Here is a 21,246-nt window from a genome sequence, read left to right on the forward strand (position 1 = left end):
ACCCGTAGTTCAATCCTGAGGGAGACGAATACTAATGAGGAAAGACATTCACCCGGATTACCACCCGGTGATTTTCCAGGACGCGAACACGGGCCACAAGTTCCTGACGCGCTCCACCCTGACTTCCGCACGCACCGAGCAGTGGGAGGACGGCAACGAGTACCCGCTCATCGTGGTTGACGTGACCGCAGAGTCTCACCCGTTCTGGACTGGCGCTCAGCGTCTCATGGACACCGCTGGCCGTGTTGAGAAGTTCAACCAGCGTTTCGGTGGCATGGCACGCCGCAAGAAGAAGTCCGCTAACTAAAGGGCGTAAAGGAGCACAATCATGGCAACCCCTAAGTTCAAGATGTCCCGCGCTAACACGCGCATGCGCCGTTCCCAGTGGAAGGCCAACAACCCTGACTTGGTCAACGTCAAGATCGACGGCCGCGAGGTGCAGATCCCGCGTCGTCTGGTCAAGGCAGCTCAGGCTGGCCTGATCGACGTCGAGCAGTTCTAAGCTTCCGCAAGGTAAAACTCGCGCAAAAATACCGGGTTCCCACAGGTGGGGCCCGGTTTTTTAATGCCGTTTTCACTCTTAGAGGAAAATAAGTCATAATATCCGCATGAAAATTCTCGTTGCCGATGACGAACAGGCTGTGCGCGAGTCACTGCGTAGGTCGCTTCGTTTCAACGGATACGACGTTGTCCTCGCCGTAGATGGTGAGGATGCGCTCGACCAGATCCGGTTAGAACAGCCGGATCTGACCATTTTGGACCTTATGATGCCAAAGCTTGACGGCCTCGGTGTCTGCCGTACGCTGCGTTCTTCGGGCTACGATGGCCCGATTCTTATGCTGACGGCGCGCGATGGTGTCGCGGACCGTGTGGCTGGCCTCGACGCTGGTGCGGACGACTACCTGCCCAAGCCGTTCGCGCTTGAGGAGCTGCTGGCGCGTGTCGGCTCGCTGCTGCGTCGCTCCCGTGCGGAATCGCGTCACAGTGAGCAGAAGGATTCGACCACGCTGAAGTTCGAGGACCTGACCATGGACACCTCGACGCGTGACGTGTTCCGCGATGGCCGACCGATCTCGCTGACCCGTACGGAGTTTGCGTTGCTGCACTTGTTGATGCAGAATCCGCGCCACGTATTGGCCCGTCAGACCATTCTTGAGGAAGTATGGGGCTACGACTTCCCAACCTCCGGAAACGCCCTGGAGGTTTACATCGGTTACCTTCGTCGCAAGACTGAGGCTGGCGGTGAATCTCGCCTTATCCATACCGTGCGCGGTGTTGGTTACGTGCTTCGGGAGACTGCTCCGTGATGTTGCGCGTCGCGTCTGGCGATGCCTATGAGACCCGCCTCGGGGCAGGTCATTCCTTGCGCCTGAAATTGGCGGTGTTGTCCGGCTTCATTGTCGCGGCTGCGATTGGGCTCACGACGATGCTTGGCATGTGGCTGTCTACCAAAACCCACGAAGGCGTGTTGGATACTGAGCTGCGGAGCAAGACGTTGGGGATGGCTCGCCAGCTCGACGGGGCCTCGGAAGATCAGATCCGCTCTGAAATTGCGGCGTTTCGGCGATCAAACCCGTTGACAAGCATTGCGGTTTCAGGGGCAGACTCGAACCTGTTCTTGGGGGATCCGGTATCCATTTCAGGGCCGTATTTGCGTACGGAGAGCGGCGATGCGGTATCCGTGCGTTCAGTCAACGGTAAGCGTGTTGTTGTGCGCCAAACACCGGATGGGATGGTGGTTGCCGCATCTCGGACAGAGGACCCGTACGGTCGCATCTCTGGGAGCCGAGCGGCGGCTGGGCTGGTCGTTATCGGCGTAGGCAGCCTGGTGGCGTGGATTTCTGGTGCGTTCATTTCGGCGGTGGGCTTGACTCCGGTGCGCAGGCTGCACCGTGAGTTGGACAACGCTAACGAGTCGAGTGGGCCGCGTGAACTTCCGGTGGAGGGCGACGACGAATTTGCGGAGGTGACCTCTTCGATCAACGCCTTGGTGAGGTCGTTGGAGGAGTCCAAGAAGCGTCAGGCGCAATTGGTGGCGGATGCGGGCCATGAGCTCAAGACGCCGTTGACATCGATGCGCACCAACATTGAGTTGTTGATGATGTTGCATAACTCCGGCCGTCAGGACCAGATTTCGGCTGAGGACCGGGCCGATTTGGAACGTGATGTGCTTGCCCAAATGGAGGAGATGTCGATCCTGATCGGCGACCTGGTCGACCTTTCCCGCGACGAGTCGCATGAGACCGAGCCGGAGGATTTCCGCCTCGACGAGGTGCTCGAAGAGGCGCTGGACCGTGTGCGTCGTCGTCGCCCCGATGTGACGTTCTTGTTCCACGCCGACCCGTGGGTTATTCGTGGTGATCGTTTTGCCATGGGACGTGCTCCGATCAACTTGATCGATAATGCTGCGAAGTGGTCGCCGGAGGGTGGTGCAGTGCGTGTGTCGCTTAAGGCGGCGAAGCGCAACGCGGTGCTTATTGTCGACGACTCGGGCCCCGGCATCCCACCCGAGGAGCGCGAGAAAGTCTTTGAACGGTTCTACCGTTCCCCGGAGTCGCGCGCTATGCCGGGTTCTGGCCTGGGATTGGCGATTGTGAAACAGGTGATGGACCGCCACGGTGCGACAATCGTGGCGGAAGAGTCGGATGACGGTGGCGCCCGTTTCCGGGTGGTGTTCCCGGGACGTCCTCCGGAGGACGAGACGGCTGAGGATCTTATAGTCGAAGACGAGAACGAGACCCGCGTCATCCCGAAGAAAAGCTACAGCTAAACCCGTACAGAAAATGTACAGAAAACACTACGTTTCGTTTGGTGAGGTCGCAAGCGCCGCCACAGCGCGGTAGGGCATACTCGCAATCCATGAGCAATACGCGCGATTTCGGAGAGCAACCCAACGATGAAACCTCGAGCTTTCCGCACCAGACAACTGAAAACTACGAACAAGCACCGTATGTGCCAAGCGGCGGCGTGTACACGGTTCCGCCGCAATCCCAGGCTCCGAAGCGTCGCGCAGGCGTAGGAACCGCCTTTGCGGTTGCGTTGGTGACAGCCCTTGCAGCCGGTGGTGGTGCGGGTTACGTTGCGGGGTCGGCGGGGTCGTCGCAAAGCGCAGATGCTCCGAGTGGAGAGCAGGCGCAAGAAAACGCCCTGGAGAATCCCTCTGTGTCGAATGCCGCGGAGGCACCAGATGGATCGGTAGAGAAGGTGGCGGCGCAGGTGCTGCCGTCTGTGGTGTCCATTGAGGTGGCCACGCGCTCTGGTGGGGCGGAGGGATCCGGCTCCATCATTTCCTCTGATGGGTATGTGCTGACCAACCACCATGTGATTGCCGCAGGTGCGCAGCCTGGGACCGAAATTCAAGTCACGCTCAACGATGGTTCTCGCCACCGCGCGCAGTATGTTGCCTCCGATGTGAACACCGACATTGGCGTGCTCAAGATCGAGGGCGTAGACAACTTGCCGGTGGTGCAGTTCGGCAATTCTAACGACCTGCGCGTGGGCCAGCAGGTCGTGGCGGTCGGCTCGCCGTTGGGTCTGTCTGCGACGGTAACCTCAGGTATCGTCTCTGCGCTCAACCGACCGGTGCGCGCGAGCCAGGGTGGCGGCGAGAGCTCGCTGATGGACGGCATCCAGACGGATGCGGCGATCAACCCCGGTAACTCGGGCGGCCCGTTGGTGGATATGAACGGCAACCTGATCGGTATGAACTCGGCGATTGCGTCGCTGTCCCAGAGCAGCTTTGGCGGAGAGAGCTCCGGCGGTTCGATCGGTCTTGGGTTCTCCATTCCGTCGAACTTTGCCAAGCGAGTGGCGGACCAGCTGATCCGTAATGGTGAGGCGGCGCAACCGATGCTGGGTGTGCAGGTCAGCATCGCCCAGGCCATCACTGGCGGCGCTGTGGTTGCTGCGGTGGAGCCGGGCAGCCCCGCGGAGCAGGCGGGCCTGAAACGGGGAGATGTGATCACGCGGTTGAATGACCGACTTATAGATTCAGCCGACGCGTTGATTGCCGCTACCCGTTCACAGGACTTTGGCCAGACAGTGACGCTGCAAGTGGAGCGTCAAGGAGAAGGTGAGCCGATTCCGGTAGAGGTGACCCTCAGCACAGAGTAAGTTCTTTAGAGACTTGCAATATTTTCTCACCGCGCTGACGGACGGGAGCCCGTTTTACGATGACTGAACTGTATGACTCGGTTGATCTTGCTGATCTGGACATGAACGAGCCGGACGATGCAACCCTTCGTGCCTCTGAGCTGGAGCAGGCTGCGCCGGAATCGCCGCGTGCCATTGTTGTGTTGGTGGGGGATCGTCGATACGACGCCCCCGGCGATAACACCGACAAGATGGTGGTGGAGCTCCTTAGCGAGTTCAATTACCGGGTTGACGGTGTGGTGCGGGTGAAGTCGAAGAAGTCCGATATCCGCAAGGCGATTGAGACCGGTGTCGTCGGTGGTGTGGACTTGGTGCTCACGCTCGGTGGCACGGGTGTTGGTCCGCGCGATAAGACGCCGGAGGCGACGCGCGGCATCATCGATAAGGTGGTGCCGGGGGTGAGCCAGGCGATTCGGGCGTCGGGGCAGGCGTGTGGCGCGGTTGATGCGTGCACCTCCCGCGGCATTTGCGGTGTATCCGGCTCTACGGTGGTGGTGAACCTGGCGTCGAGCCGTCAGGCGATTCGCGATGGCGTATCGACGATTGCCCCGCTGGTCACCCACCTCATCGGCGAACTCAACCAGTACTCGGTGTAGATAGCGCGCGGTGACAGTGCAGATGGAACGCAAGAGAAGAAGAGTCGTGCGTCGTGCGGATGTGGATTACGACCGCACGGCGGATAAGGCGCCGTCGCAACAACGCAAAAGCCCGGCGTTCGACGGCGAGCGCGAAGTGCTACTCGATGACGAAGAGCCGGGCTTGACTGGCCGCGCCTTCTACGAAGAGCAGCGGCCGCCGCATCACGGGGATTAGTTCAGCGGCTTCTGGGTGGAGTTCGGGTTCTGGTTGGACAGCAGGTCGCGGATTTCCGCGAGCAGCTCGGTCTCGGTCGGAGCCGGCTCCTCTGGGTCGACGCCCTTGTGACGCTTCTGTGCCTCGTCGAGCTTGTTCATCGGCATGACCAGCAGGAAGTAGATCACTGCAGCGATGAGCAGGAAGTTGATGATTGCGGTGATCAGTGCACCGAAGTCAACGAAGGTAGCCTCGTTGCCCTCACGGACGAAGAAGCCGAGGCCGGAGTAGTCCACGCCGCCGAGGGCTGCGAGGAACGGGTTGATGATGGAATCGGAAAATGCGGTGACGACAGCGGTGAAAGCTGCACCAATCACAACGCCAACGGCAAGGTCAATGACGTTGCCGCGCATGATGAAATCTTTAAAACCTTGAAGCATGTTAGGGAATACTAGGCGGTTGTATATGACGACTCAAAAGTAAGGTCAATGGGCCATCCAGCGAGGCTGCAGCAACGGCTTCTGCTTGAGACTGCCGAAATAGCACAAGAACTGTACCTTTCTCACCTGATGTGACCACGCGCCCGCCAGTTGCGACAGTGCGCGGCCCTTGTGCGATCACGTCCACCCGTGCACCGTGATGCAGCAGCGGAATGATGTCTGATTCCGCGACCGGAACTGGCACCAGAGAGAACTCTTCGCCGGGTGGTTCCTCCGCAACCAAGGTTGCGGTGAGATCCGGTCCGACAAGGCGTGTGGAGGTCAACACCTCACCAGCTGATGCCGCCGCGGCAAGAAGTTGGCCCTCCGCCAGCGCGAGATCAGACAGTGCCCCCTGCGGTACTGCGTCAGCTGGAAGTCGCCGCAGGGCCACGTCCTCGCCGGTAAGCGTCGTGCCGGGCGCAACCTCACGGGCAAAGACAACCACCGCTGGATCATCGCGGGACACACCGACGATGACGTGCAACGTCGCGGCGATGACAAGCACCACCGCAACGATGCGACGAATGATGACAGACCGGCGGTATCCGGGCGTGCGCAACTGCGCGAACTGTGTGTGAAGGTCCATAGGTATCTGACGGACCCTGCACTACCCCGGTTCCCTCAGACCCTAAAAAATCCGCTTGGGGTGATGATGTAGTCCACGGGTTGGTCGTGGTCGTCGCAAGGCACGGCGTCCACGATGTCCTCGTCGTAGACCACCGCCGCCACCGGTACGTCGAGTCCTGCAAGCGCACGGTCGTAATAGCCTTTGCCTTTACCCAGGCGCATCCCGCCTCGGTCCACCGCGAGTGCCGGCGCGACGATCAACCCGCACGAGCGCAACACCTGGGAGGTGAATCTCGCGCCGGTGGGCTCGACGACTCCGAGTGCACCGGTTGCACCGGCGTCGTCGGCTGCGGCTGGGGACCACGCCAGCTCGCCGCTGCTGAGCGAGATTGGCAAGAACACCGTGCGGGCGGGCCCGGTAAGACGTGTCGCGAAATCGGCTGGGCCCGGCTCAGTAGCCAACGGGTTGTAGGCCGCGATGTTGGTCCCCACCGCATTCGTCTCACGCAAACACGCCAGTGTGTGCGACACAATCGCGTCGTCAAGTGACTGCTTACGTGCAGTGTCTGCGGCTAATTCGCGCCGGGTGGAGAGGTGGGCTCGTCGTAAAGCATCTTTTGCATTGGCGGCTGGTGTGGATTGAGACACGGAACTCCTTGGGTCGCTCACCGGGTTTACAGGGGCGTCAGGTTAAGCTCATGACTTATGCGGAATTCTACTGACCACACTGCTGCGGCCCCGGCTGCCACGGACGGCAACGCGTTTTCGCTGAAGACGGTTGTTGTTCCGGCGGCGGGTATGGGGACGCGTTTTTTGCCGGCGACGAAGACTGTGCCGAAGGAGTTGCTGCCGGTGGTGGACACTCCGGGCATTGAGTTGATCGCCCAGGAGGCTGCGGCCTGTGGTGCGCAGCGTTTGGCGGTGGTGGTGGCGCCGAATAAGGAAGAGATCATGCGCCACTTCGGTGACTTTGCCGAGTTGCAGGATCTCATGGTCGCGCGCGGCAAGGAAGAGCAGGCTGAAAAGGTTGCTCGTGCTGGCGAGCTGATTCAGGCTGTTGCGGTTGAGCAGGATCAGCCCCTCGGCCTGGGTCATGCTGTGGGGTGTGCGGAGCAGGCGCTTGACGACGACGAAGATGCCGTGGCCGTCATGTTGCCGGATGATCTTGTGCTGCCGATGGGGGTGATGGACAAGATGGTCGAAGTGCGCAATCGCCTCGGTGGGTCTGTGCTGTGCGCGTTTAACGTCTCGCGTGAAGAGGTGTTTAACTACGGCGTGTTTGATGTTGAGGATGCGGGGGAGTCCTTTGATGGCATCGAGGTGTTGAAGGTGCGTGGCATGGTGGAAAAGCCTGCTGTGGAGGATGCGCCGTCGACGCTTGTGGCTACTGGCCGGTATTTGTTGGATCGTGGCATTTTTGATGCGCTGCGTCGTATTACCCCGGGTAAGGGCGGCGAGCTGCAGTTAACTGATGCCATTGAGTTGATGATCTCTGAAGGCCACCCGGTGCATGTGGTGGTTCATGAGGGCAAGCGCCATGACCTGGGCAACCCGGGTGGTTATATTCCGGCGAATGTGGACTTTGGTCTGCACGACGAAAAGTACGGGCCGGCGTTGTACACGGCGTTGAAGAAGATCATCACCGAATACGAAGCAGAACACCCCGAACTGACAAACTAAGGCGAAAGTAAGGCGGGTACATCCATGCGCAGCGTTGAGGAGCAGCTTGCAGCGGTGATTGATGCTGCCGTTGCGCCGGAGCCCATCCGCGTCGCACTCACTGATGCCCTCGGGCTGCGGTGCGCGGAGGAAATCGCCGCCACCCGCCAGGTTCCCGGTTTTGCTCAGGCTGCCATCGACGGGTTTGCGGTTCGCGCCGTCGACGTCGGCGGTACCGCAGGTCTGCGCAGGCGACCAGCAGCTGGCGCCGAGGATGAGTCCGAAGCGGACGCCGAAGAGCAGAAGGCCCCGCGCCCGGCGCCCGATCGTGCGCTGCCGGTCGTCGGTGAGGTGCCCGCCGGATCTCAGAAGCCGCTGCGCCTCCAACCGCGCCAGGCGGTGCGTGTGGCCACGGGCGCACCACTGCCCACCCTGGCTGATGCTGTGTTGCCGCTGGAGTGGACCGACCGCGGCCGCAAGCGTGTGACCCCGCTGCGCCCCGTGCGCACCGGTGACTTTGTGCGCAAGGCCGGCGACGATATCCAGCCCGGCGACGTTGCTGTGCGCCAGGGCACCATCTTCGGTCCCGCGCAGGTGGGGCTGGCTGCTGCGGCCGGTCGCGACAAGGTGCTCGTTTACCCGCGCCCGCGAGTGACGGTGATGAGCTACGGTCTGGAACTCGTCGATTTGGAGCGCGACCCCGGTTTGGGTCAAGTCTTCGACATCGCTTCCTACGCTGTGGCTGCCGCTGCTGAAGAGGCTGGCGCTGAGGTGCAACGCGCGGGCATCATCAACGCGGAGCCGCGCCGCATGCGCGAGACCATCGCCGGTTACGTGGATAAGAGCGAGTGCATCATCATCACCGGCGCCGTCGGTGGCTCCGGTGCTGCGGCGATCCAGGAGATCCTGCGCGAGATGGGGCAGATCGACACCACCCGCGTTGCCATGCACCCTGGCTCCGTTCAGGGCTTCGGCGTGCTGGGGGAGGAGAGGATCCCGGTGTTCCTCTTGCCCTCGAATCCGGTGAGCGCTCTGGTGATTACGGAGACCATCGTCCGGCCACTCATCCGCCGTGCCCTCGGGGCGCCGACGATCACGCGTCAGACGGTGCGTGCGCGTTCGTTGCGTCCGATGGAGTCCATCGACGGTCGTCGGGGCTACATTCGCGCCCGCCTCATGCGAGACAGCGAGACCGGCGAGTACCTCGTGGAGCCGCTGAGCGTGCTCGACGCCGGCCCGACCCACTTGCTGGCTGGGTTTGCGGAGGCCAACGCCATGATCCACTTGCCAGAGGGTGCCACCCACGTGCGCCCGGGCGACGAGGTGGACGTCGAGTTCATCCGGCAGCGCAGCTAGCGTGTTTGCCATGTTTCGCCCGCCCACACCGGGCTGGCCAGAACTGACCCCTGCCGTCGGGCTGCCGGACGGTGCGCGTGTGCAGTTGCGTCCGCTGCGCGGTAGTGATGGGGCGGATTGGTGTGAGACGCGCGTCGTCGATAGGCAATGGCTCGCGCCTGTCGAGCCCACAGTGGACGGCACCTGGGAGGACGCCCACTCGCATGCAGCGTGGCGCAACTCGTGGCTCAACCTCAAACGCATGGCGCAGCAGGGCACGGTGGTGCCGATGGTCATCGAGGTCGACGGCGCGTTTGCCGGCCAAGTGACGTTGGGCAACATCCAGCACGGGATCGTCTCCGAATGTTGGATCGGCTACTGGGTGCATTCGCCGTATATGGGTCGCGGGGTCGCGTCGGCGGCGTGTGCACTCGGCGTGGATCACGCCTTCGGGCGCGTGGGTCTGCACCGTGTGACGGCGACGTATCTGCCGGGCAATCCTGCCTCTGGCAAGGTGCTGCGCACCAACGGCTTTGTGGAGGAAGGCTATTTGCGACGCAACCTGCACATCGACGGGCAGTGGCGTGACCATCACTTCGTCGCCATCAATATCGACGACTATCCCACGACCGCGGTGCAACGGCTCCGCCGCGCGGGTCGGCTTGTCTAGGTTGTCTGGTTTTTGAATTCCTTTCTGTGACCACGGCGCGCCAACCCGCCGAGTGTCGGTTGTGCCGATACCGTGGCGTGAAGTGTCTATTGGGTGCATGTAGTTGCGGAAAGGTCTGTGATGGGCAGCTCGAGCTTATTGATCGTTTTGATCCTCATCGTGTGGGTGATCGTGCTCGCGCCGTTGGCGGTGGGGAATAACAAGCCGATTCGCCGCTCCGGTGAGGGCTACGAAGAGACGCGCGTGCTGCACAAAGGTGGCGACGCCCCCATGGCAACCCGCCGGCGCCCGAAGCTGACCCAGGCTGACATCCACCGCCACGACGACGCAGATGACGATTACGAGGTTGTCGAGGCTGTCGCCGAGGAGGAGCAGGTGCTTATCGACGACGCCCCGAACCTGCGCCTCTTCAAATCCGCACAGGCCGAAGACGCTGCCCAGGACGACAACACCGTCGATGGCGAAGTTATCGAGCACGTCGCCGACGAGGCTGACGCTGAATCCCAGGACGAGGCTGCACCCGCCGAGTCTGAGGAATCTGTCGAGACCGCTGAATCTGCTGAGACCGCCAGTGTTGTCGCCGCAGAGGCTGGCGGCTCGACCGCAATCTCTGTGCTCGTCCAGAACGAAGAAGGCGCTGAACACACCGCTGAAGAAGCTGTCGAGGAAGATCGCTACGAGTTCGACGAGACGTACACCTCGCCGGCGGACCTGGGCTACGCCACCGCAGACACCGTCACAGACGCAGACACGGACACAGGCGCTGAGGCTGAGGTCGCTGACGCTGATGGTGCGGAGGACGCAGAGGACAACGCGGACGCTGTCGAGGCCGTCGACGCTGAGGATGCTGTGGACGCAGACACAGACGCTGAAGACGCGGCCGAAAACGATGTCGTCGACGAGGCAGACATCGCATTTGCGGCGTCGCGTCGTGGCCGCGGTGGCTACGACCCACAGCGCGAGCAGGCAGCCAAGGCCACGCGCCAACAGCGCCGCCAGCGCACGCTGCTCGGTCTGCTTGCAGCGTGTGTGATCACGTTTGTGGCCGCGTTCGTCGCCGGTGGCTGGGTGTGGGCGCTCAACATCGTCGCGCTTGGCCTGACCGCGTGGTACATGATCGCACTGCGCCACACCGTGCTGCAGGAGCGCGCACTGCACCAGCGTCGTCTCCGCCAGCTGCGTCGCGCGCGCCTGGGTGTCGCTCTGGGTGATGAGGCCAACTCGCGCGAGCGCGTTGCTCGTCGCTACTCGGGCTCGGTGATCCTGGATCTTGACGACGACAGCCCCGACTTCGACGCACTGCCCGTTTCTCGCTTCACTCCGCCAGAAGACGACCACGACCGGGCCGACTACCGCGATATCCGCGACCGCTTCGCTGCACGCGCCAGCTAGTGCTTATAACCAGGCGATTTAACCACATCGGGTTGCAGGAGTAACGTGGCAATCGCCTTCAAGAGGCGCCCTTGAGGGGCTATAGCTCAGTTGGTAGAGCGTCGCGTTCGCAATGCGAAGGTCAGGGGTTCGATTCCCCTTAGCTCCACTTTCCGCCCCGCACGATAGAACGATCGTGCGGGGCTTTCGCTATGGAAAGGATTGGTCACAGTGTCCGCGCAGTGCTCATCGTTGCGCTGCTAAACCTCGCGTACTTCTTCGTTGAGTTCGTCGCTGCGATATCGATTGGTTCCGCATCATTGTTTGCGGACTCGGCCGACTTCCTCGAAGACACCGCTATCAACCTGCTCGTGTTTGTTGCGGTTGCATGGCCTGCTTCGAGGCGACGCGCTGCCGGCAGTGTCCTCGCCGCCCTGATCTTGATCCCGGCGGTGGCAGCCGTGGTGACTGTGGTGGTCAAGATTTTGAACCCAGAGCCACCCTCACCGGAAGGGCTGACCGGTGTTGCGCTCGGCGCGCTGGCGGTCAACCTGATCTGTGCCGTGATCCTGCTGCGGCTGCGCGACGAAGGCTCGTCGCTTGCCACCGGCGCGTGGCTCGCGGCACGCAACGACGCGTTGGCCAACGTGCTCATCATCGTCGCGGGATTGCTGACCTTCGTGTGGCACACCGCGTGGTTCGACATCATCGTCGGCGCGATCATCGCTGCGGTGAACTTTTCGGCAGCGAAGGAAGTGTGGGAGGCCTCCCGTGAGGAGTACGACTCGGTCGAGGACGCCTTCGCCGAAATGGACGACGACTAGTCCCACACTCCGGATCTGCCACGCTTCCACGTGCCGATGAGGTTCGTGTCCAAGATGCCGGTGGACTCCATCAGCGCGTACATGGTCACCGGTCCCACGAAGGTGAACCCCCGCTTCTTCAAATCCTTGGCTAACTGCGCAGACTCGTCGGATTGTGTCGGGACTTCCGCCATCGTGCGCGGGGCAGGGGTTGTCTCCGGCTTGTAGGACCAGATGAACTCGCCCAAGTGCGTGCCCTCCTCGCGCAGGGCAAGTGTTGCCTTGGCGTTGGTCACGGCGGCTTGGAGTTTGCGGCGGTTGCGGATCAAGGTGTCGTCGTCAAGCAAATGCTCAATGCTCATGCACGCGACCACCTCCGGGTCGAAGTTTGCGAAGGCGTCGCGGAACGCATCGCGCTTTTGCAGGATCAACCGCCACGACAAGCCCACCTGGAAGCCCTCGAGGCAGACGCGTTCAAACATGCCCCGCTCGTCGCGTACGGGGTCGCCCCATTCGGAGTCGTAGTAGTTGCGCAGTAGGGGATCGGTTGCGGCCCATGGCGGGCGGGCACGGCCGTCTTCGCCGACGACGGGCCATCCTGCGGTGTCTGGAAGTTGGTCAGTTTCGTTCATCTTGTTTTCACTCATAACTATTGGACTCGTTTCTACCCCGTTCGGTTCCACGGGTACGCTCGTTGGCATGAATAGGCCTGCCGTACGTGACTTTGCGCTGCTCCTTTTGCGTCTTGTCCTCGGCACCGTATTTGTCGCCCGCGGGTTTCAGCACTGGTTTGACACCGGCATGGCGCAAACCGGGCGCGATTTCGCGGCACTCGGGGTGCCGCAGCCACAACTGTCCGCATACCTGACTGGTACCGCTGAACTTATCGGTGGGGCGTTTTTGGCAGTGGGGCTGCTCACCACAATCGTCGCGTCGGTGCTGGCGCTGCTCGTGCTCGCTGCGGGGTATTTCGTGCACCTGGATAACGGGTTCTTCGTGGAAAACGCCGGGATCGAGTACCCGCTGGTGCTAGCTGCGGCGTTGTTTATCATCATCGTGTTCGGCACCGGTCGTGCGAGTTTGGATGGGGTGTTAACGCGTGCTTAGCCACGAGGAAGTTCAGGCAGCGCTGTCTGCGCGTATCGACGGCGAACCGGCCGGTCTCGACGACGCCGTCGTCGACGCACACCTGGCGAGCTGTGATGAGTGCCAGGCCTTCCTCGACCAGGCCCTGGTGCTCTCCCATGAGTTCGTGCCGCAGGAGCGTCCCGCGATGGCCCCGCCGCAGGATCTGTCAGAGGTGATCCTGGCAAGCGTGGACGACGAATGGCGCAAGCTCTCGCAACGGCGCGCTTTCGGCCTTGCCATCGGGCGCACTCTGCTTTTCGCCATGGCGGTGGCGTGGGTGCTGTGGGCCATCAGCCTCATCGTTGCGGGTGGGGAAGAGCCGGTGGTGGCGTCTAGCGCGTCTGTACGCCTTGGTGTGGCGCTAGCGCTGGCGTTTACGGCGTGGAAGCCGCGTCAGATCCCGGGCGTGCTGCTGATCGTGGGGTCGATGTTCACCTTCACGGTCGGCTTCGCGGTGCGCGACGCGGTCCTTGGCGCGGGTGAGTTTGAACCCGCCGCGGTATTCATCCCGTTTGTCAGCGTGATCGCGCTGGTGTGGACGTGGTTCGCGGACCGCGGCGGGGAAGTGCGCCGAGCGTGGCGCATTCTCGGCGCCAACCCGTTGTAGTTACTTCCAGCTCGGCAGCCACATGAGGGATTCGTAGTAGGAATCCGGGATGCGCAGGCCGTAGAAAATCGGTGACCAGTAGAAGAAGCTTGCCGCGACCAAGGCGATGTAGACCACGGCAGCGAGTTGGCCCCAGCGCATCTCAAAGCCTGCGACCTTGTTGACCCAACTCCACGTCACGGGTCCGCCCTTCTTCGCAAGGTTGCCCACCGCCAGTGCAAGCAGCACCGCCGTAAACGGCACGAGAGCAGTGGCGTAGAAGAAGTACATCTGGCGGTCGAATGCAGCCAGCCACGGGAGGAAACCGGCGGCGAAGGCGATCACCGGAACGATGACGCGGAAGTCCTTGCGGGTCAGCCAGACCCAGCACGCCCAGAGCAGGACTGGCACGGTGAGCCACCAGATGGCAGGGGTGCCGAACATGTAAATCATCTCGCGGCAGGTGCCATCGCCCGGGGCGACCTTGCACTCCAAGTCAGTGGCGGAGTAGTAGAGGATCGGGCGCGCAGAGACGAGCCATGCCCACGGCTTAGAATCCCACGGGTGAGAGTGCCCACTCGAGGAGGTCAGGGATGCGTGGAAGTTCAGGACGGAGAAGTGGTAGTACAGCCAGCCAGCGACGGAATCGGGCAGGTTTGTCAGCCAGGGCCAGTCGGAGCCGGCGATGGTGCCGTCGGCAAGCGAGTGGCGGTACACAGAGGTCTCGGATGCGAACCAGGCGCGCCAGGACCAGATGTAGAGCAGTGCCGGGATGAGCACGATCGAGGCGAGTGCGGCTGGGACGTCGCGAAGCAAGGTGCCAGCGACCGGCTTTTCCACGCCGTAGCGGCGGCGCAGGTAGAGGTCCCAGAACGACGACAACAGGCCGAAGAACATGATGTAGTACAGGCCTGACCACTTCACCGACAGCGCAAGACCAAGGGCGACACCGGTGGCGAAGCGCCACCAGCGGAAGCCCATCCGTGGGCCGAACGGGCCGGTGCCGTCCAACTTGCCGGCCAGCCAGGCATCGTGCCAGCGGTGGTGCACCTCGCGCATGTCGCCGGCGAGCGTCCAGGCGGCAATGACGATAAACAGGACCTGGAAGATATCCAGCATGCCGAATTTGGCTGCGACGAGCAGGACCCCGTCGAAAAGCGCGATGATGCCCGCGATCACACCGATGGAGGTGGACTGGCTTATGCGCCGTGCGAGGAGGAATACGAACACGACCACTGCGGCGCCGAACAGGGCAGTCATGATGCGCCAGCCCAGTGGGGTGTAGCCGAAGATGGTTTCGCCCATCGCTAGTAGTTGTTTGCCCAGCGGCGGGTGCACGACCAGGCCGTAGCCCGGGTTCGACTCAATGCCGCCGAGTACCGGGTTGAAGGAGCTGCGCACCATGTCCCAACCCTGCGGTACGTAGTGCTTCTCGTCGAAGACCGGGGTGCCGGAACTTGTCGGCTGGGTCAGCCCCAGGAACCTGGTAAACAGCGCGAGGACACCGATCACGCTGGCGGCGATGGTGTCGCGGCGTGTCCACGGCACCGATACGGGTGCCGTGGGGGCCGGTCGGCTCGGGCGGACTTTGCGCGCCGCGCCTGGTTCGTCTGACGCCGGAGTGGCGTTGGAAGTGCTCGCGATAGTGGTCACGGACGAAGATACTAGCGCCTGACGCGTATGCTTCAGGCTTATGTCCGCCGAGCATGATCGTGAAACCCAGTTCCCAGCTACCGGAGTGGTGCTCGCTGCCACACCGCTGGGCAACATCGGGGACGCCTCTCCACGGCTCGTGCAGGCCCTTGGTCGGGCCGATATCGTCGCTGCGGAGGACACGCGTCGCACCCGCGCGCTGGCTGCGGCACTCGGTGTGGAGATCACCGGGCGTGTGGTGTCCAACTTCGACCACAACGAGGACGCGCGTTCGCGTGAGCTTCTCGACGCCGCCCGCACCGGTACCGTCCTCGTCGTCACGGATGCCGGCATGCCGATTGTTTCCGACCCAGGGCATTCGATCGTCGCCGCCGCCCACGACGCCGGCATCCCCGTGACCTGTATCCCGGGCCCGTCTGCGGTAACCACGGCACTTGCGCTGTCCGGGCTCAACGTCGGCCACTTCATCTTCGACGGCTTCGTGCCCCGCAAAGCTGGTGCGCGCCGGGCCTGGCTGGAAACTCTTGTCGACGAGCGCCGCGCCGTCTGCTGTTTCGAATCCCCGCACCGCATCGCGCAGTTGCTTGACGACGCCGCCGACGTCCTCGGCGGTACACGCCGCGCCGCGGTGTGCAGGGAGCTGACCAAAACCTACGAAGAGGTCAAGCGCGGCACCCTAGCGGAACTTGCCGAGTGGGCCGCGGACGGCGTGCGCGGGGAGATCACGCTTGTGATCGAAGGCGGGGAGCCGAAGCAGCCGGAAGCGGAAGATTTGGTGGGGAAGGTGCTTGAGCTCGTCGAAAAGGGCGAGCGTATGAAGGACGCTGCGAAACAGGTCGCCAAAGCGCACGGCGTGAAAGTAGGGGACCTGTATGATGCCGCGCTCGCTGCGCGCGGTTGAGTAAGTTCTCGCGACAACTCGGTTAGCACAAAGGTGTTATTTACGTTAGCCTGCTTGGGCACTTTTAAACACCTGAAAACTTCAAAGGAGTAACCGTATGTCTCAGCGAGACTCACAAAGGGATCCACACGATCCCGATGCGGAGACGCAGAGCACTGATCAATACGCACCCCAAGAAACTTCTGCAGCCAGCGAACTTGCTGCGCTGCTCGACGCCGACCGCGACGGCGTTGCGACGGAATACGTCGACCCGGAAGAGCGCATGGAGCGTGCCGCGGATGCAGAAGATGCCCCAGTGAACTGGGGCATTGTCATTCCGTTGGCCATTATTGTCGCGGCAATTGTCGGCTGGGGCCTGGCTGCCCCCGACAGCTTTTCCAACTTCGCCGATGCCGCCTTCACCTGGGTGATTGACAACCTGGGCTGGGCATTCGTCCTCGGCGGCACCATTTTTGTCATTTTTGTCATCGTGATTGCGGCGTCGAACTTCGGCACCATTCGCCTCGGCACCGCAGACGAGCGACCAGAATTTAAGACCACTTCATGGATCGCCATGATGTTCGCCGCCGGCATGGGCATCGGCCTGATGTTCTACGGCGCCGCAGAACCACTGGCGATGTACCTCGACGGCGTACCCGGCCACAACGAACGTGAAGTAGGCGCTGCCATGGCACAGACCATGTTCCACTGGACGCTGCACCCGTGGGCTGTGTACGCCATTCTCGGCCTGGCCATTGCGTATTCGACGTTCCGCCTTGGCCGCAAGCAGCTGCTGTCGAGCGCTTTCATCCCGCTGATCGGACAGAAGGGTGCTGACGGCTGGCTCGGTCGTCTCATTGATGCGTTCGCTGTGTTCGCCACCATCTTCGGCACCGCCTGCTCCCTGGGCCTTGGCGCGCTGCAGATCAGCTCCGGCCTGGAGGCGTCCGGCTTCGTGGACAACCCATCCACCAAGCTGACTATCGGTATTGTCTCCGTGTTGACCCTGGCGTTCCTGCTGTCCGCAATGTCGGGCGTGTCCAAGGGCATCCAGTGGCTGTCTAACGCCAACATGGTCATCGCCGCGATCCTGGCGATCTTCGTCTTTGTCTTCGGCCCGACCGTTGCGCAGCTGAACATGCTGCCGACCGCGTTTGGTAACTACCTGCAGAACTTCTTCGAAATGGCAGCCCGCACCGCAGAGAGCTCCGACGGCCAGGCTGGTGACTTCCTCTCCGGCTGGACCATCTTCTACTGGGCGTGGTGGATCTCCTGGTCGCCGTTCGTCGGTACGTTCCTGGCTCGCATCTCCCGCGGCCGCACCGTGCGCGAGTTCTGCCTCGGCGTCCTGCTCGTCCCGGCTGGCCTGTCCACCGTATGGTTCGCCATCTTCGGCGGCACCGCCATCAAGATGGAGCAGGATGGCCAGTCCATCGTCGGCGGCGGCTCCAACGAGGAACAGCTGTTCAACCTGCTGCACGCCCTGCCGGGCGGCTACGTTGTCGGCGTGTTCGCCCTGTTGCTGCTGGGTACCTTCTTTATTACCTCCGCAGACTCGGCCTCGACCGTGATGGCGTCCATGACCCAGTCCGGCAAGACCGAAGCCAAGCCGTGGCTGGCCGCTATGTGGGGCGTGGCTACCGCATTCGTCGGTCTGACCCTGCTGATCTCCGGTGGTGCAGACGCGCTGAACTCGCTGCAGTCCGTCACCATCGTGGCCGCAACACCGTTCCTGTTCATCCTCATCGCGCTCATGTTCGCGATTGTGAAGGACATGTCCAACGACACCATCTACCTGGACAAGAAGGAACACGAGCGCTTCGCTCGCCAGCTGGCCATTGAGCGCCGCATGCACCGCGACCAAGCGCAGCTCGACGCACGTCGCGAGCAGGTGAAGAAGATACTGAAGCCACGCGCGAAGAACTAACACGTAGCGTTTCACGCCTTCTTTACTGGCCCCGCAGAGCAGTTTCATTGCTTAGCGGGGCCATAACTTATGCTGGGAGCCATGACTGCTGCTGATTCCACCCAGAACGTTCTTGTGTGTGTGGCCTGGCCGTACGCAAACGGCCCGCGCCACATCGGACACGTCGCCGGCTTCGGCGTCCCGTCCGATGTCTTCGCCCGCTACCAGCGAATGGCCGGCAAGAACGTGCTCATGGTCTCCGGCACCGACGAGCACGGCACCCCGCTGTTGGTCCAGGCGGATAAGGAAGGCGTCAGCGTCAAGGAATTGGCGGACCGCTACAACAAGCAGATCGTGGAAGACCTCGCAGGCCTTGGCCTGTCCTACGACCTGTTTACCCGCACCACCACCCGCAACCACTACGCGGTGGTCCAAGAACTGTTCCGCGGGTTGGACGCTAACGGCTACATGGTGAAGGAAACCACCAAGGGTGCGATCTCCCCGTCGACGGGCCGCACACTGCCGGACCGCTACATCGAGGGCACCTGCCCGATTTGTGGCGCGACCGATGCCCGCGGTGACCAATGCGACACCTGCGGCAACCAGCTGGACCCGGCAGACCTGATCAACCCGGTATCCAAGATTAACGGCGAGACCCCGGAGTTCGTCGAGACTGAGCACTACATGCTCGACCTGCCGGCGCTCCACGACGCACTCGAGGCGTGGCTGTCCACCCGCGAGGACTGGCGCCCGAACGTGCTGAAATTCTCCCTGAACCTGCTCGAGGACATGCGTCCGCGCGCCATGACCCGCGACATCGACTGGGGCATCCCGATCCCAGTAGAGGGCTGGCAGGACAACCCGTCGAAGAAGCTCTACGTCTGGTTCGACGCCGTCGTCGGTTACTTGTCTGCCTCCATCGAGTGGGCCCACAACATTGGCAAGCCGGAGGCCTGGAAGGACTTCTGGCAGGACCCAGCCACCGAGGGCTACTACTTCATGGGCAAGGACAACATCACCTTCCACTCCCAGATCTGGCCGGCGGAGCTGCTTGGCTACGCGGGCAAGGGCTCCAAGGGCGGCGAGGTACACAGTCTTGGCGAGCTCAACCTGCCCACCGAGGTTGTCTCTTCTGAGTTCCTCACCATGTCGGGCTCGAAGTTCTCCTCGTCGAAGGGCGTGGTCATTTACGTTAAGGACTTCCTCAAGGAGTTCGGCCCGGATCCGCTGCGCTACTTCATCGCAGTCGCAGGCCCGGAGAACAATGACACCGACTTCACCTGGGACGAGTTCGTCCGTCGCGTGAACAACGAGCTGGCCAACGGCTGGGGCAACCTGGTCAACCGCACCGTGTCCATGGCGCACAAGAACTTCGGCCAGGTGCCCGCGCCGGGCCCGCTGGAAGCGTCCGATGAGCGCATTCTGAACCTTGCGGAAGAAACCTTTGCTACCGCCGGTGCGGACCTGAGCGAGGCTCGGTTCAAGAACGCGATCACCAAGATCATGCACGTCGTTGGTGAAGCGAACGCCTACATCGCCGAGCAGGAGCCGTGGAAGTTGGCCAAGGACGAGTCCCAGCGTGAGCGTCTGGCCACCGTGCTGTGGACCGCGCTGCAGGTGGTGTCGGACTGCAACGCCATGCTCACCCCGTTCCTGCCGCACACCGCCCAGAAGGTCCACGAGACTCTCGGTCGCAGTGGTGTGTGGGCTGCTGAGCCGCGCATCGAGGAGATTGTCGACGACGCCGACTTCGACCTCGTCGGCGTCGGCCTTCCGGAGAAGGGGCAGAAGTACCTGACCATCACCGGTGACTACACCCAGCAGCAGGCCGTGTGGCAGCGCGTGGAGGTCACCCCGGGCACCGAGTTGGCTAAGCCGCAGCCGCTGATTGCCAAGCTCGATGCTGAACTTGGCGAGACCGGCCCGGAGTGGGCGCCGGTGCAGAAGTAGGCCTAGAGAAACTGGTTGAGGAACCCGGTGAGTTTGCCGGGTTCTTCGTCTTCAAAGCGCTGGTCCACGACGACGAGCGGGGCGGTGTACTTCTCGTCCGCGCCGCCGGGATTCTTGACGACGACAAGATCGGTCCCGTAGTCGTCGATAAGCAATTGCCACGAAAAGCCCTCCCGCACGAGCGCCTCGCCGAGTGCGGTGCCGTAGATGCGGGCGGTTTCGCCGCGAGGAAACGCACGCTGCACATCGCGAGGAAGCGCCAGGTAATCGGCAAGTTCCTCCTCGAACGAGGCGACGATATCCGCCGGGGAACCGTTGATGCCACGCCCGGCGGCTTCGGCCAGGTCGGCCTCAATTTGGGTGCGGGTGGCTGAGTCAATGTCTTCAAATGCCATAGGGTGCATCGTATGAGCAAAAAGAAGCCACGTCCCACTCCCGTGCCCGCCGAGCCGATTGCCGGGCTCGTCGATGCACACACGCACCTCGCGTCCTGCGGCGCACGTACCGCGGAAGAGATCGACGCGTTTGTCCAGCGTGCCGTAGCCGCCGGGGTCGAGCGCATCTGCACTGTCGGCGATGGCCTCGACGAAGCGGAGCTTGCGCTTCAGGCCGCACATCTCAACGAGCGCGTGTTTGCCGCGTGCGCGATCCATCCGACCAGGGCGCATGAACTTGACGACGACGCGCGTGCCCGCCTACAGACCATGGCCGCCGACGCGCGTTGCGTGGCGGTGGGGGAGACCGGCATCGATACGTACTGGCTCAAACACGACGCGGAACGCACCGCACCGCTGGACGTGCAGGAGGAGGCGTTTCGCTTCCACATCGACCTGGCCTGCGAGTCCGGTAAGGCGCTGATGATCCACAACCGCGAGGGTGATGCGGAGATCATGCGGATTCTCGACGACGCCCCGCGCCCCGAACACGTCATCTTGCACTGCTTCTCCTCGCCACTGGACGTGGCACGCGAGGCGATCGAGCGTGGCTACGTGCTGAGCTTCGCCGGCAATGTCACGTTCAAACGCAACGAGGAACTGCGCGAGGCCGCCCGCCTGGCGCCTGCCGGCCAGTTGTTGGTGGAGACCGACGCGCCGTACATGACGCCGGAGCCGTTGCGCGGCGCGCGCAACGAGCCATCGCTTATCGGCCACACCGCGAAGGTGTTGGCCGAAGTCCGCAACATGGATGTGGCCGATGTGGCACGTGATATCAGTGAGACGTTTTCACACGTCTACGGGGTGTGACCTGGAACATTAGTGCGCGTCGGTCCTTGTGTCCCGGCGGGCGTTACCGTATTGTTACCGAAGTTGCT

Annotated in this window: 24 protein-coding genes and 1 tRNA gene; 19 read left to right on the forward strand and 6 right to left on the reverse strand. The window is 62.5% G+C overall.

Translation table 11 applies throughout. The annotated features are described in order from the left end of the window. Window positions 1-34: 34 nt before the first annotated feature. The 7 genes from HMPREF2617_RS06785 to HMPREF2617_RS06815 all read left to right on the forward strand — a co-directional run bounded on the left by HMPREF2617_RS06785 (window position 35) and on the right by HMPREF2617_RS06815 (window position 4,965). Complete coding sequence (locus tag HMPREF2617_RS06785) at window positions 35-307, forward strand: type B 50S ribosomal protein L31 (protein ID WP_070421427.1); 273 nt, start codon at window positions 35-37, stop codon at window positions 305-307. A gap of 21 nt (window positions 308-328) precedes the next feature. Then, a complete protein-coding gene (rpmF, locus tag HMPREF2617_RS06790) occupies window positions 329-502 on the forward strand; it encodes a 50S ribosomal protein L32 (RefSeq protein ID WP_070421426.1) in 174 nt (57 codons plus the stop codon). 106 nt (window positions 503-608) lie between these two features. Then, the gene (locus HMPREF2617_RS06795; protein ID WP_070421425.1) at window positions 609-1,307 is read left to right on the forward strand and encodes a response regulator transcription factor; all 699 of its coding nucleotides are present in this window, start codon (window positions 609-611) and stop codon (window positions 1,305-1,307) included. Beyond that, window positions 1,307-2,770 carry a sensor histidine kinase gene (locus tag HMPREF2617_RS06800; protein WP_070840377.1) on the forward strand — a complete coding sequence of 488 codons (1,464 nt, stop codon included), beginning with the start codon at window positions 1,307-1,309 and terminating at the stop codon, window positions 2,768-2,770. Before HMPREF2617_RS06795 ends, HMPREF2617_RS06800 begins: the two co-directional genes overlap by 1 nt. Window positions 2,771-2,859: 89 nt before the next feature. Then, window positions 2,860-4,113 (forward strand): S1C family serine protease, encoded by a 1,254-nt coding sequence (locus HMPREF2617_RS06805; RefSeq protein WP_083323236.1) that lies wholly within the window; start codon window positions 2,860-2,862, stop codon window positions 4,111-4,113. 59 nt (window positions 4,114-4,172) lie between these two features. After that, window positions 4,173-4,748, forward strand: a complete 576-nt coding sequence (locus tag HMPREF2617_RS06810) for a MogA/MoaB family molybdenum cofactor biosynthesis protein (protein ID WP_070421423.1) — start codon at window positions 4,173-4,175, stop codon at window positions 4,746-4,748. A gap of 10 nt (window positions 4,749-4,758) precedes the next feature. Continuing rightward, entirely contained in the window at window positions 4,759-4,965 is a 207-nt protein-coding gene (locus HMPREF2617_RS06815) for a hypothetical protein (protein WP_224212929.1), read from the forward strand. Here the strand turns inward: HMPREF2617_RS06815 and mscL are convergent. Genes mscL through HMPREF2617_RS06830 form a run of 3 tightly spaced genes read right to left on the reverse strand, consistent with a single transcriptional unit; the run spans window position 4,962 to window position 6,641 of the window. After that, entirely contained in the window at window positions 4,962-5,384 is a 423-nt protein-coding gene (mscL, locus tag HMPREF2617_RS06820; protein ID WP_070421421.1) for a large conductance mechanosensitive channel protein MscL, read from the reverse strand. The two genes, HMPREF2617_RS06815 and mscL, sit on opposite strands and share 4 nt — an antisense overlap. A gap of 1 nt (window position 5,385) precedes the next feature. Next, window positions 5,386-6,012 carry an SAF domain-containing protein gene (locus HMPREF2617_RS06825; protein WP_070815938.1) on the reverse strand — a complete coding sequence of 209 codons (627 nt, stop codon included), beginning with the start codon at window positions 6,010-6,012 and terminating at the stop codon, window positions 5,386-5,388. 35 nt (window positions 6,013-6,047) lie between these two features. Continuing rightward, the gene (locus HMPREF2617_RS06830) at window positions 6,048-6,641 is read right to left on the reverse strand and encodes a 5-formyltetrahydrofolate cyclo-ligase (protein ID WP_070840378.1); all 594 of its coding nucleotides are present in this window, start codon (window positions 6,639-6,641) and stop codon (window positions 6,048-6,050) included. A 57-nt stretch (window positions 6,642-6,698) separates the two neighbouring features. On the opposite strand from HMPREF2617_RS06830, the gene HMPREF2617_RS06835 reads away from it, so the two are divergent. The 6 genes from HMPREF2617_RS06835 (at window position 6,699) to HMPREF2617_RS06860 (ending at window position 11,852) form a co-directional block, all read left to right on the forward strand. Continuing rightward, window positions 6,699-7,673: a UTP--glucose-1-phosphate uridylyltransferase gene (locus tag HMPREF2617_RS06835; RefSeq protein WP_070421418.1), complete on the forward strand. Its 975-nt coding sequence runs from the start codon at window positions 6,699-6,701 to the stop codon at window positions 7,671-7,673. A 24-nt stretch (window positions 7,674-7,697) separates the two neighbouring features. Then, complete coding sequence (gene glp, locus HMPREF2617_RS06840) at window positions 7,698-9,008, forward strand: molybdotransferase-like divisome protein Glp (RefSeq protein WP_070421417.1); 1,311 nt, start codon at window positions 7,698-7,700, stop codon at window positions 9,006-9,008. Window positions 9,009-9,018: 10 nt separating this feature from the next. Beyond that, complete coding sequence (locus HMPREF2617_RS06845; RefSeq protein ID WP_070421481.1) at window positions 9,019-9,657, forward strand: GNAT family N-acetyltransferase; 639 nt, start codon at window positions 9,019-9,021, stop codon at window positions 9,655-9,657. A 138-nt stretch (window positions 9,658-9,795) separates the two neighbouring features. After that, window positions 9,796-11,049 (forward strand): divisome protein SepX/GlpR, encoded by a 1,254-nt coding sequence (gene glpR, locus HMPREF2617_RS06850; RefSeq protein ID WP_141763025.1) that lies wholly within the window; start codon window positions 9,796-9,798, stop codon window positions 11,047-11,049. Between the two features lie 75 nt (window positions 11,050-11,124). Next, a tRNA-Ala gene (locus HMPREF2617_RS06855) sits at window positions 11,125-11,197 on the forward strand. 43 nt (window positions 11,198-11,240) lie between these two features. Further along, window positions 11,241-11,852, forward strand: a complete 612-nt coding sequence (locus tag HMPREF2617_RS06860; RefSeq protein WP_070829946.1) for a cation efflux transmembrane domain-containing protein — start codon at window positions 11,241-11,243, stop codon at window positions 11,850-11,852. On the opposite strand, the gene HMPREF2617_RS06865 is transcribed toward HMPREF2617_RS06860, so the two are convergent. Then, complete coding sequence (locus HMPREF2617_RS06865) at window positions 11,849-12,478, reverse strand: DNA-3-methyladenine glycosylase I (RefSeq protein WP_141763026.1); 630 nt, start codon at window positions 12,476-12,478, stop codon at window positions 11,849-11,851. The two genes, HMPREF2617_RS06860 and HMPREF2617_RS06865, sit on opposite strands and share 4 nt — an antisense overlap. Window positions 12,479-12,530: 52 nt before the next feature. On the opposite strand from HMPREF2617_RS06865, the gene HMPREF2617_RS06870 reads away from it, so the two are divergent. Together HMPREF2617_RS06870 and HMPREF2617_RS06875 are read left to right on the forward strand one after the other, a co-directional pair. After that, window positions 12,531-12,938, forward strand: coding sequence for a DoxX family protein (locus tag HMPREF2617_RS06870; RefSeq protein ID WP_070483670.1), 408 nt, complete (start codon window positions 12,531-12,533; stop codon window positions 12,936-12,938). After that, on the forward strand, window positions 12,931-13,566 hold the full coding sequence (locus tag HMPREF2617_RS06875; protein ID WP_070483668.1) for a zf-HC2 domain-containing protein: 636 nt from the start codon (window positions 12,931-12,933) through the stop codon (window positions 13,564-13,566). Before HMPREF2617_RS06870 ends, HMPREF2617_RS06875 begins: the two co-directional genes overlap by 8 nt. Here the strand turns inward: HMPREF2617_RS06875 and HMPREF2617_RS06880 are convergent, their stop codons facing one another. Then, a complete protein-coding gene (locus tag HMPREF2617_RS06880) occupies window positions 13,567-15,198 on the reverse strand; it encodes a dolichyl-phosphate-mannose--protein mannosyltransferase (protein ID WP_371441296.1) in 1,632 nt (543 codons plus the stop codon). 40 nt (window positions 15,199-15,238) lie between these two features. On the opposite strand from HMPREF2617_RS06880, the gene rsmI reads away from it, so the two are divergent. The 3 genes from rsmI to metG all read left to right on the forward strand — a co-directional run bounded on the left by rsmI (window position 15,239) and on the right by metG (window position 19,934). Continuing rightward, the gene (gene rsmI / locus HMPREF2617_RS06885; RefSeq protein WP_070570927.1) at window positions 15,239-16,099 is read left to right on the forward strand and encodes a 16S rRNA (cytidine(1402)-2'-O)-methyltransferase; all 861 of its coding nucleotides are present in this window, start codon (window positions 15,239-15,241) and stop codon (window positions 16,097-16,099) included. Window positions 16,100-16,196: 97 nt separating this feature from the next. After that, window positions 16,197-18,005 carry a BCCT family transporter gene (locus tag HMPREF2617_RS06890; RefSeq protein ID WP_083323239.1) on the forward strand — a complete coding sequence of 603 codons (1,809 nt, stop codon included), beginning with the start codon at window positions 16,197-16,199 and terminating at the stop codon, window positions 18,003-18,005. 81 nt (window positions 18,006-18,086) lie between these two features. Next, a complete protein-coding gene (gene metG, locus HMPREF2617_RS06895) occupies window positions 18,087-19,934 on the forward strand; it encodes a methionine--tRNA ligase (RefSeq protein ID WP_246821712.1) in 1,848 nt (615 codons plus the stop codon). A gap of 2 nt (window positions 19,935-19,936) precedes the next feature. On the opposite strand, the gene HMPREF2617_RS06900 is transcribed toward metG, so the two are convergent. After that, window positions 19,937-20,329, reverse strand: a complete 393-nt coding sequence (locus tag HMPREF2617_RS06900) for a DUF3806 domain-containing protein (RefSeq protein ID WP_070771642.1) — start codon at window positions 20,327-20,329, stop codon at window positions 19,937-19,939. A 12-nt stretch (window positions 20,330-20,341) separates the two neighbouring features. Here HMPREF2617_RS06900 and HMPREF2617_RS06905 point away from each other — a divergent pair, with 12 nt between their 5' ends. Continuing rightward, window positions 20,342-21,178 (forward strand): TatD family hydrolase, encoded by an 837-nt coding sequence (locus HMPREF2617_RS06905; protein WP_070840381.1) that lies wholly within the window; start codon window positions 20,342-20,344, stop codon window positions 21,176-21,178. The last annotated feature ends 68 nt before the right edge of the window (window positions 21,179-21,246 follow it).

Source organism: Corynebacterium sp. HMSC070H05, from assembly GCF_001837615.1.
GTDB lineage: Bacteria > Actinomycetota > Actinomycetes > Mycobacteriales > Mycobacteriaceae > Corynebacterium > Corynebacterium coyleae.

What these genes read in the sequence shown, in the direction of transcription:
- rsmI (WP_070570927.1), top strand. Translation starts at nt 15,239, where the DNA reads ATGTCCGCCGAGCATGATCGTGAAACCCAGTTCCCAGCTACCGGAGTG.
- HMPREF2617_RS06810 (WP_070421423.1), top strand. Translation starts at nt 4,173, where the DNA reads ATGACTGAACTGTATGACTCGGTTGATCTTGCTGATCTGGACATGAAC.
- HMPREF2617_RS06860 (WP_070829946.1), top strand. Translation starts at nt 11,241, where the DNA reads ATGGAAAGGATTGGTCACAGTGTCCGCGCAGTGCTCATCGTTGCGCTG.
- HMPREF2617_RS06870 (WP_070483670.1), top strand. Translation starts at nt 12,531, where the DNA reads ATGAATAGGCCTGCCGTACGTGACTTTGCGCTGCTCCTTTTGCGTCTT.
- metG (WP_246821712.1), top strand. Translation starts at nt 18,087, where the DNA reads ATGACTGCTGCTGATTCCACCCAGAACGTTCTTGTGTGTGTGGCCTGG.
- glp (WP_070421417.1), top strand. Translation starts at nt 7,698, where the DNA reads ATGCGCAGCGTTGAGGAGCAGCTTGCAGCGGTGATTGATGCTGCCGTT.
- HMPREF2617_RS06785 (WP_070421427.1), top strand. Translation starts at nt 35, where the DNA reads ATGAGGAAAGACATTCACCCGGATTACCACCCGGTGATTTTCCAGGAC.
- HMPREF2617_RS06900 (WP_070771642.1), bottom strand. Translation starts at nt 20,329, where the DNA reads ATGGCATTTGAAGACATTGACTCAGCCACCCGCACCCAAATTGAGGCC.
- HMPREF2617_RS06865 (WP_141763026.1), bottom strand. Translation starts at nt 12,478, where the DNA reads ATGAGTGAAAACAAGATGAACGAAACTGACCAACTTCCAGACACCGCA.
- HMPREF2617_RS06805 (WP_083323236.1), top strand. Translation starts at nt 2,860, where the DNA reads ATGAGCAATACGCGCGATTTCGGAGAGCAACCCAACGATGAAACCTCG.
- HMPREF2617_RS06800 (WP_070840377.1), top strand. Translation starts at nt 1,307, where the DNA reads ATGTTGCGCGTCGCGTCTGGCGATGCCTATGAGACCCGCCTCGGGGCA.
- mscL (WP_070421421.1), bottom strand. Translation starts at nt 5,384, where the DNA reads ATGCTTCAAGGTTTTAAAGATTTCATCATGCGCGGCAACGTCATTGAC.
- HMPREF2617_RS06890 (WP_083323239.1), top strand. Translation starts at nt 16,197, where the DNA reads ATGTCTCAGCGAGACTCACAAAGGGATCCACACGATCCCGATGCGGAG.
- HMPREF2617_RS06905 (WP_070840381.1), top strand. Translation starts at nt 20,342, where the DNA reads ATGAGCAAAAAGAAGCCACGTCCCACTCCCGTGCCCGCCGAGCCGATT.
- rpmF (WP_070421426.1), top strand. Translation starts at nt 329, where the DNA reads ATGGCAACCCCTAAGTTCAAGATGTCCCGCGCTAACACGCGCATGCGC.
- HMPREF2617_RS06845 (WP_070421481.1), top strand. Translation starts at nt 9,019, where the DNA reads ATGTTTCGCCCGCCCACACCGGGCTGGCCAGAACTGACCCCTGCCGTC.
- HMPREF2617_RS06825 (WP_070815938.1), bottom strand. Translation starts at nt 6,012, where the DNA reads ATGGACCTTCACACACAGTTCGCGCAGTTGCGCACGCCCGGATACCGC.
- HMPREF2617_RS06795 (WP_070421425.1), top strand. Translation starts at nt 609, where the DNA reads ATGAAAATTCTCGTTGCCGATGACGAACAGGCTGTGCGCGAGTCACTG.
- HMPREF2617_RS06835 (WP_070421418.1), top strand. Translation starts at nt 6,699, where the DNA reads ATGCGGAATTCTACTGACCACACTGCTGCGGCCCCGGCTGCCACGGAC.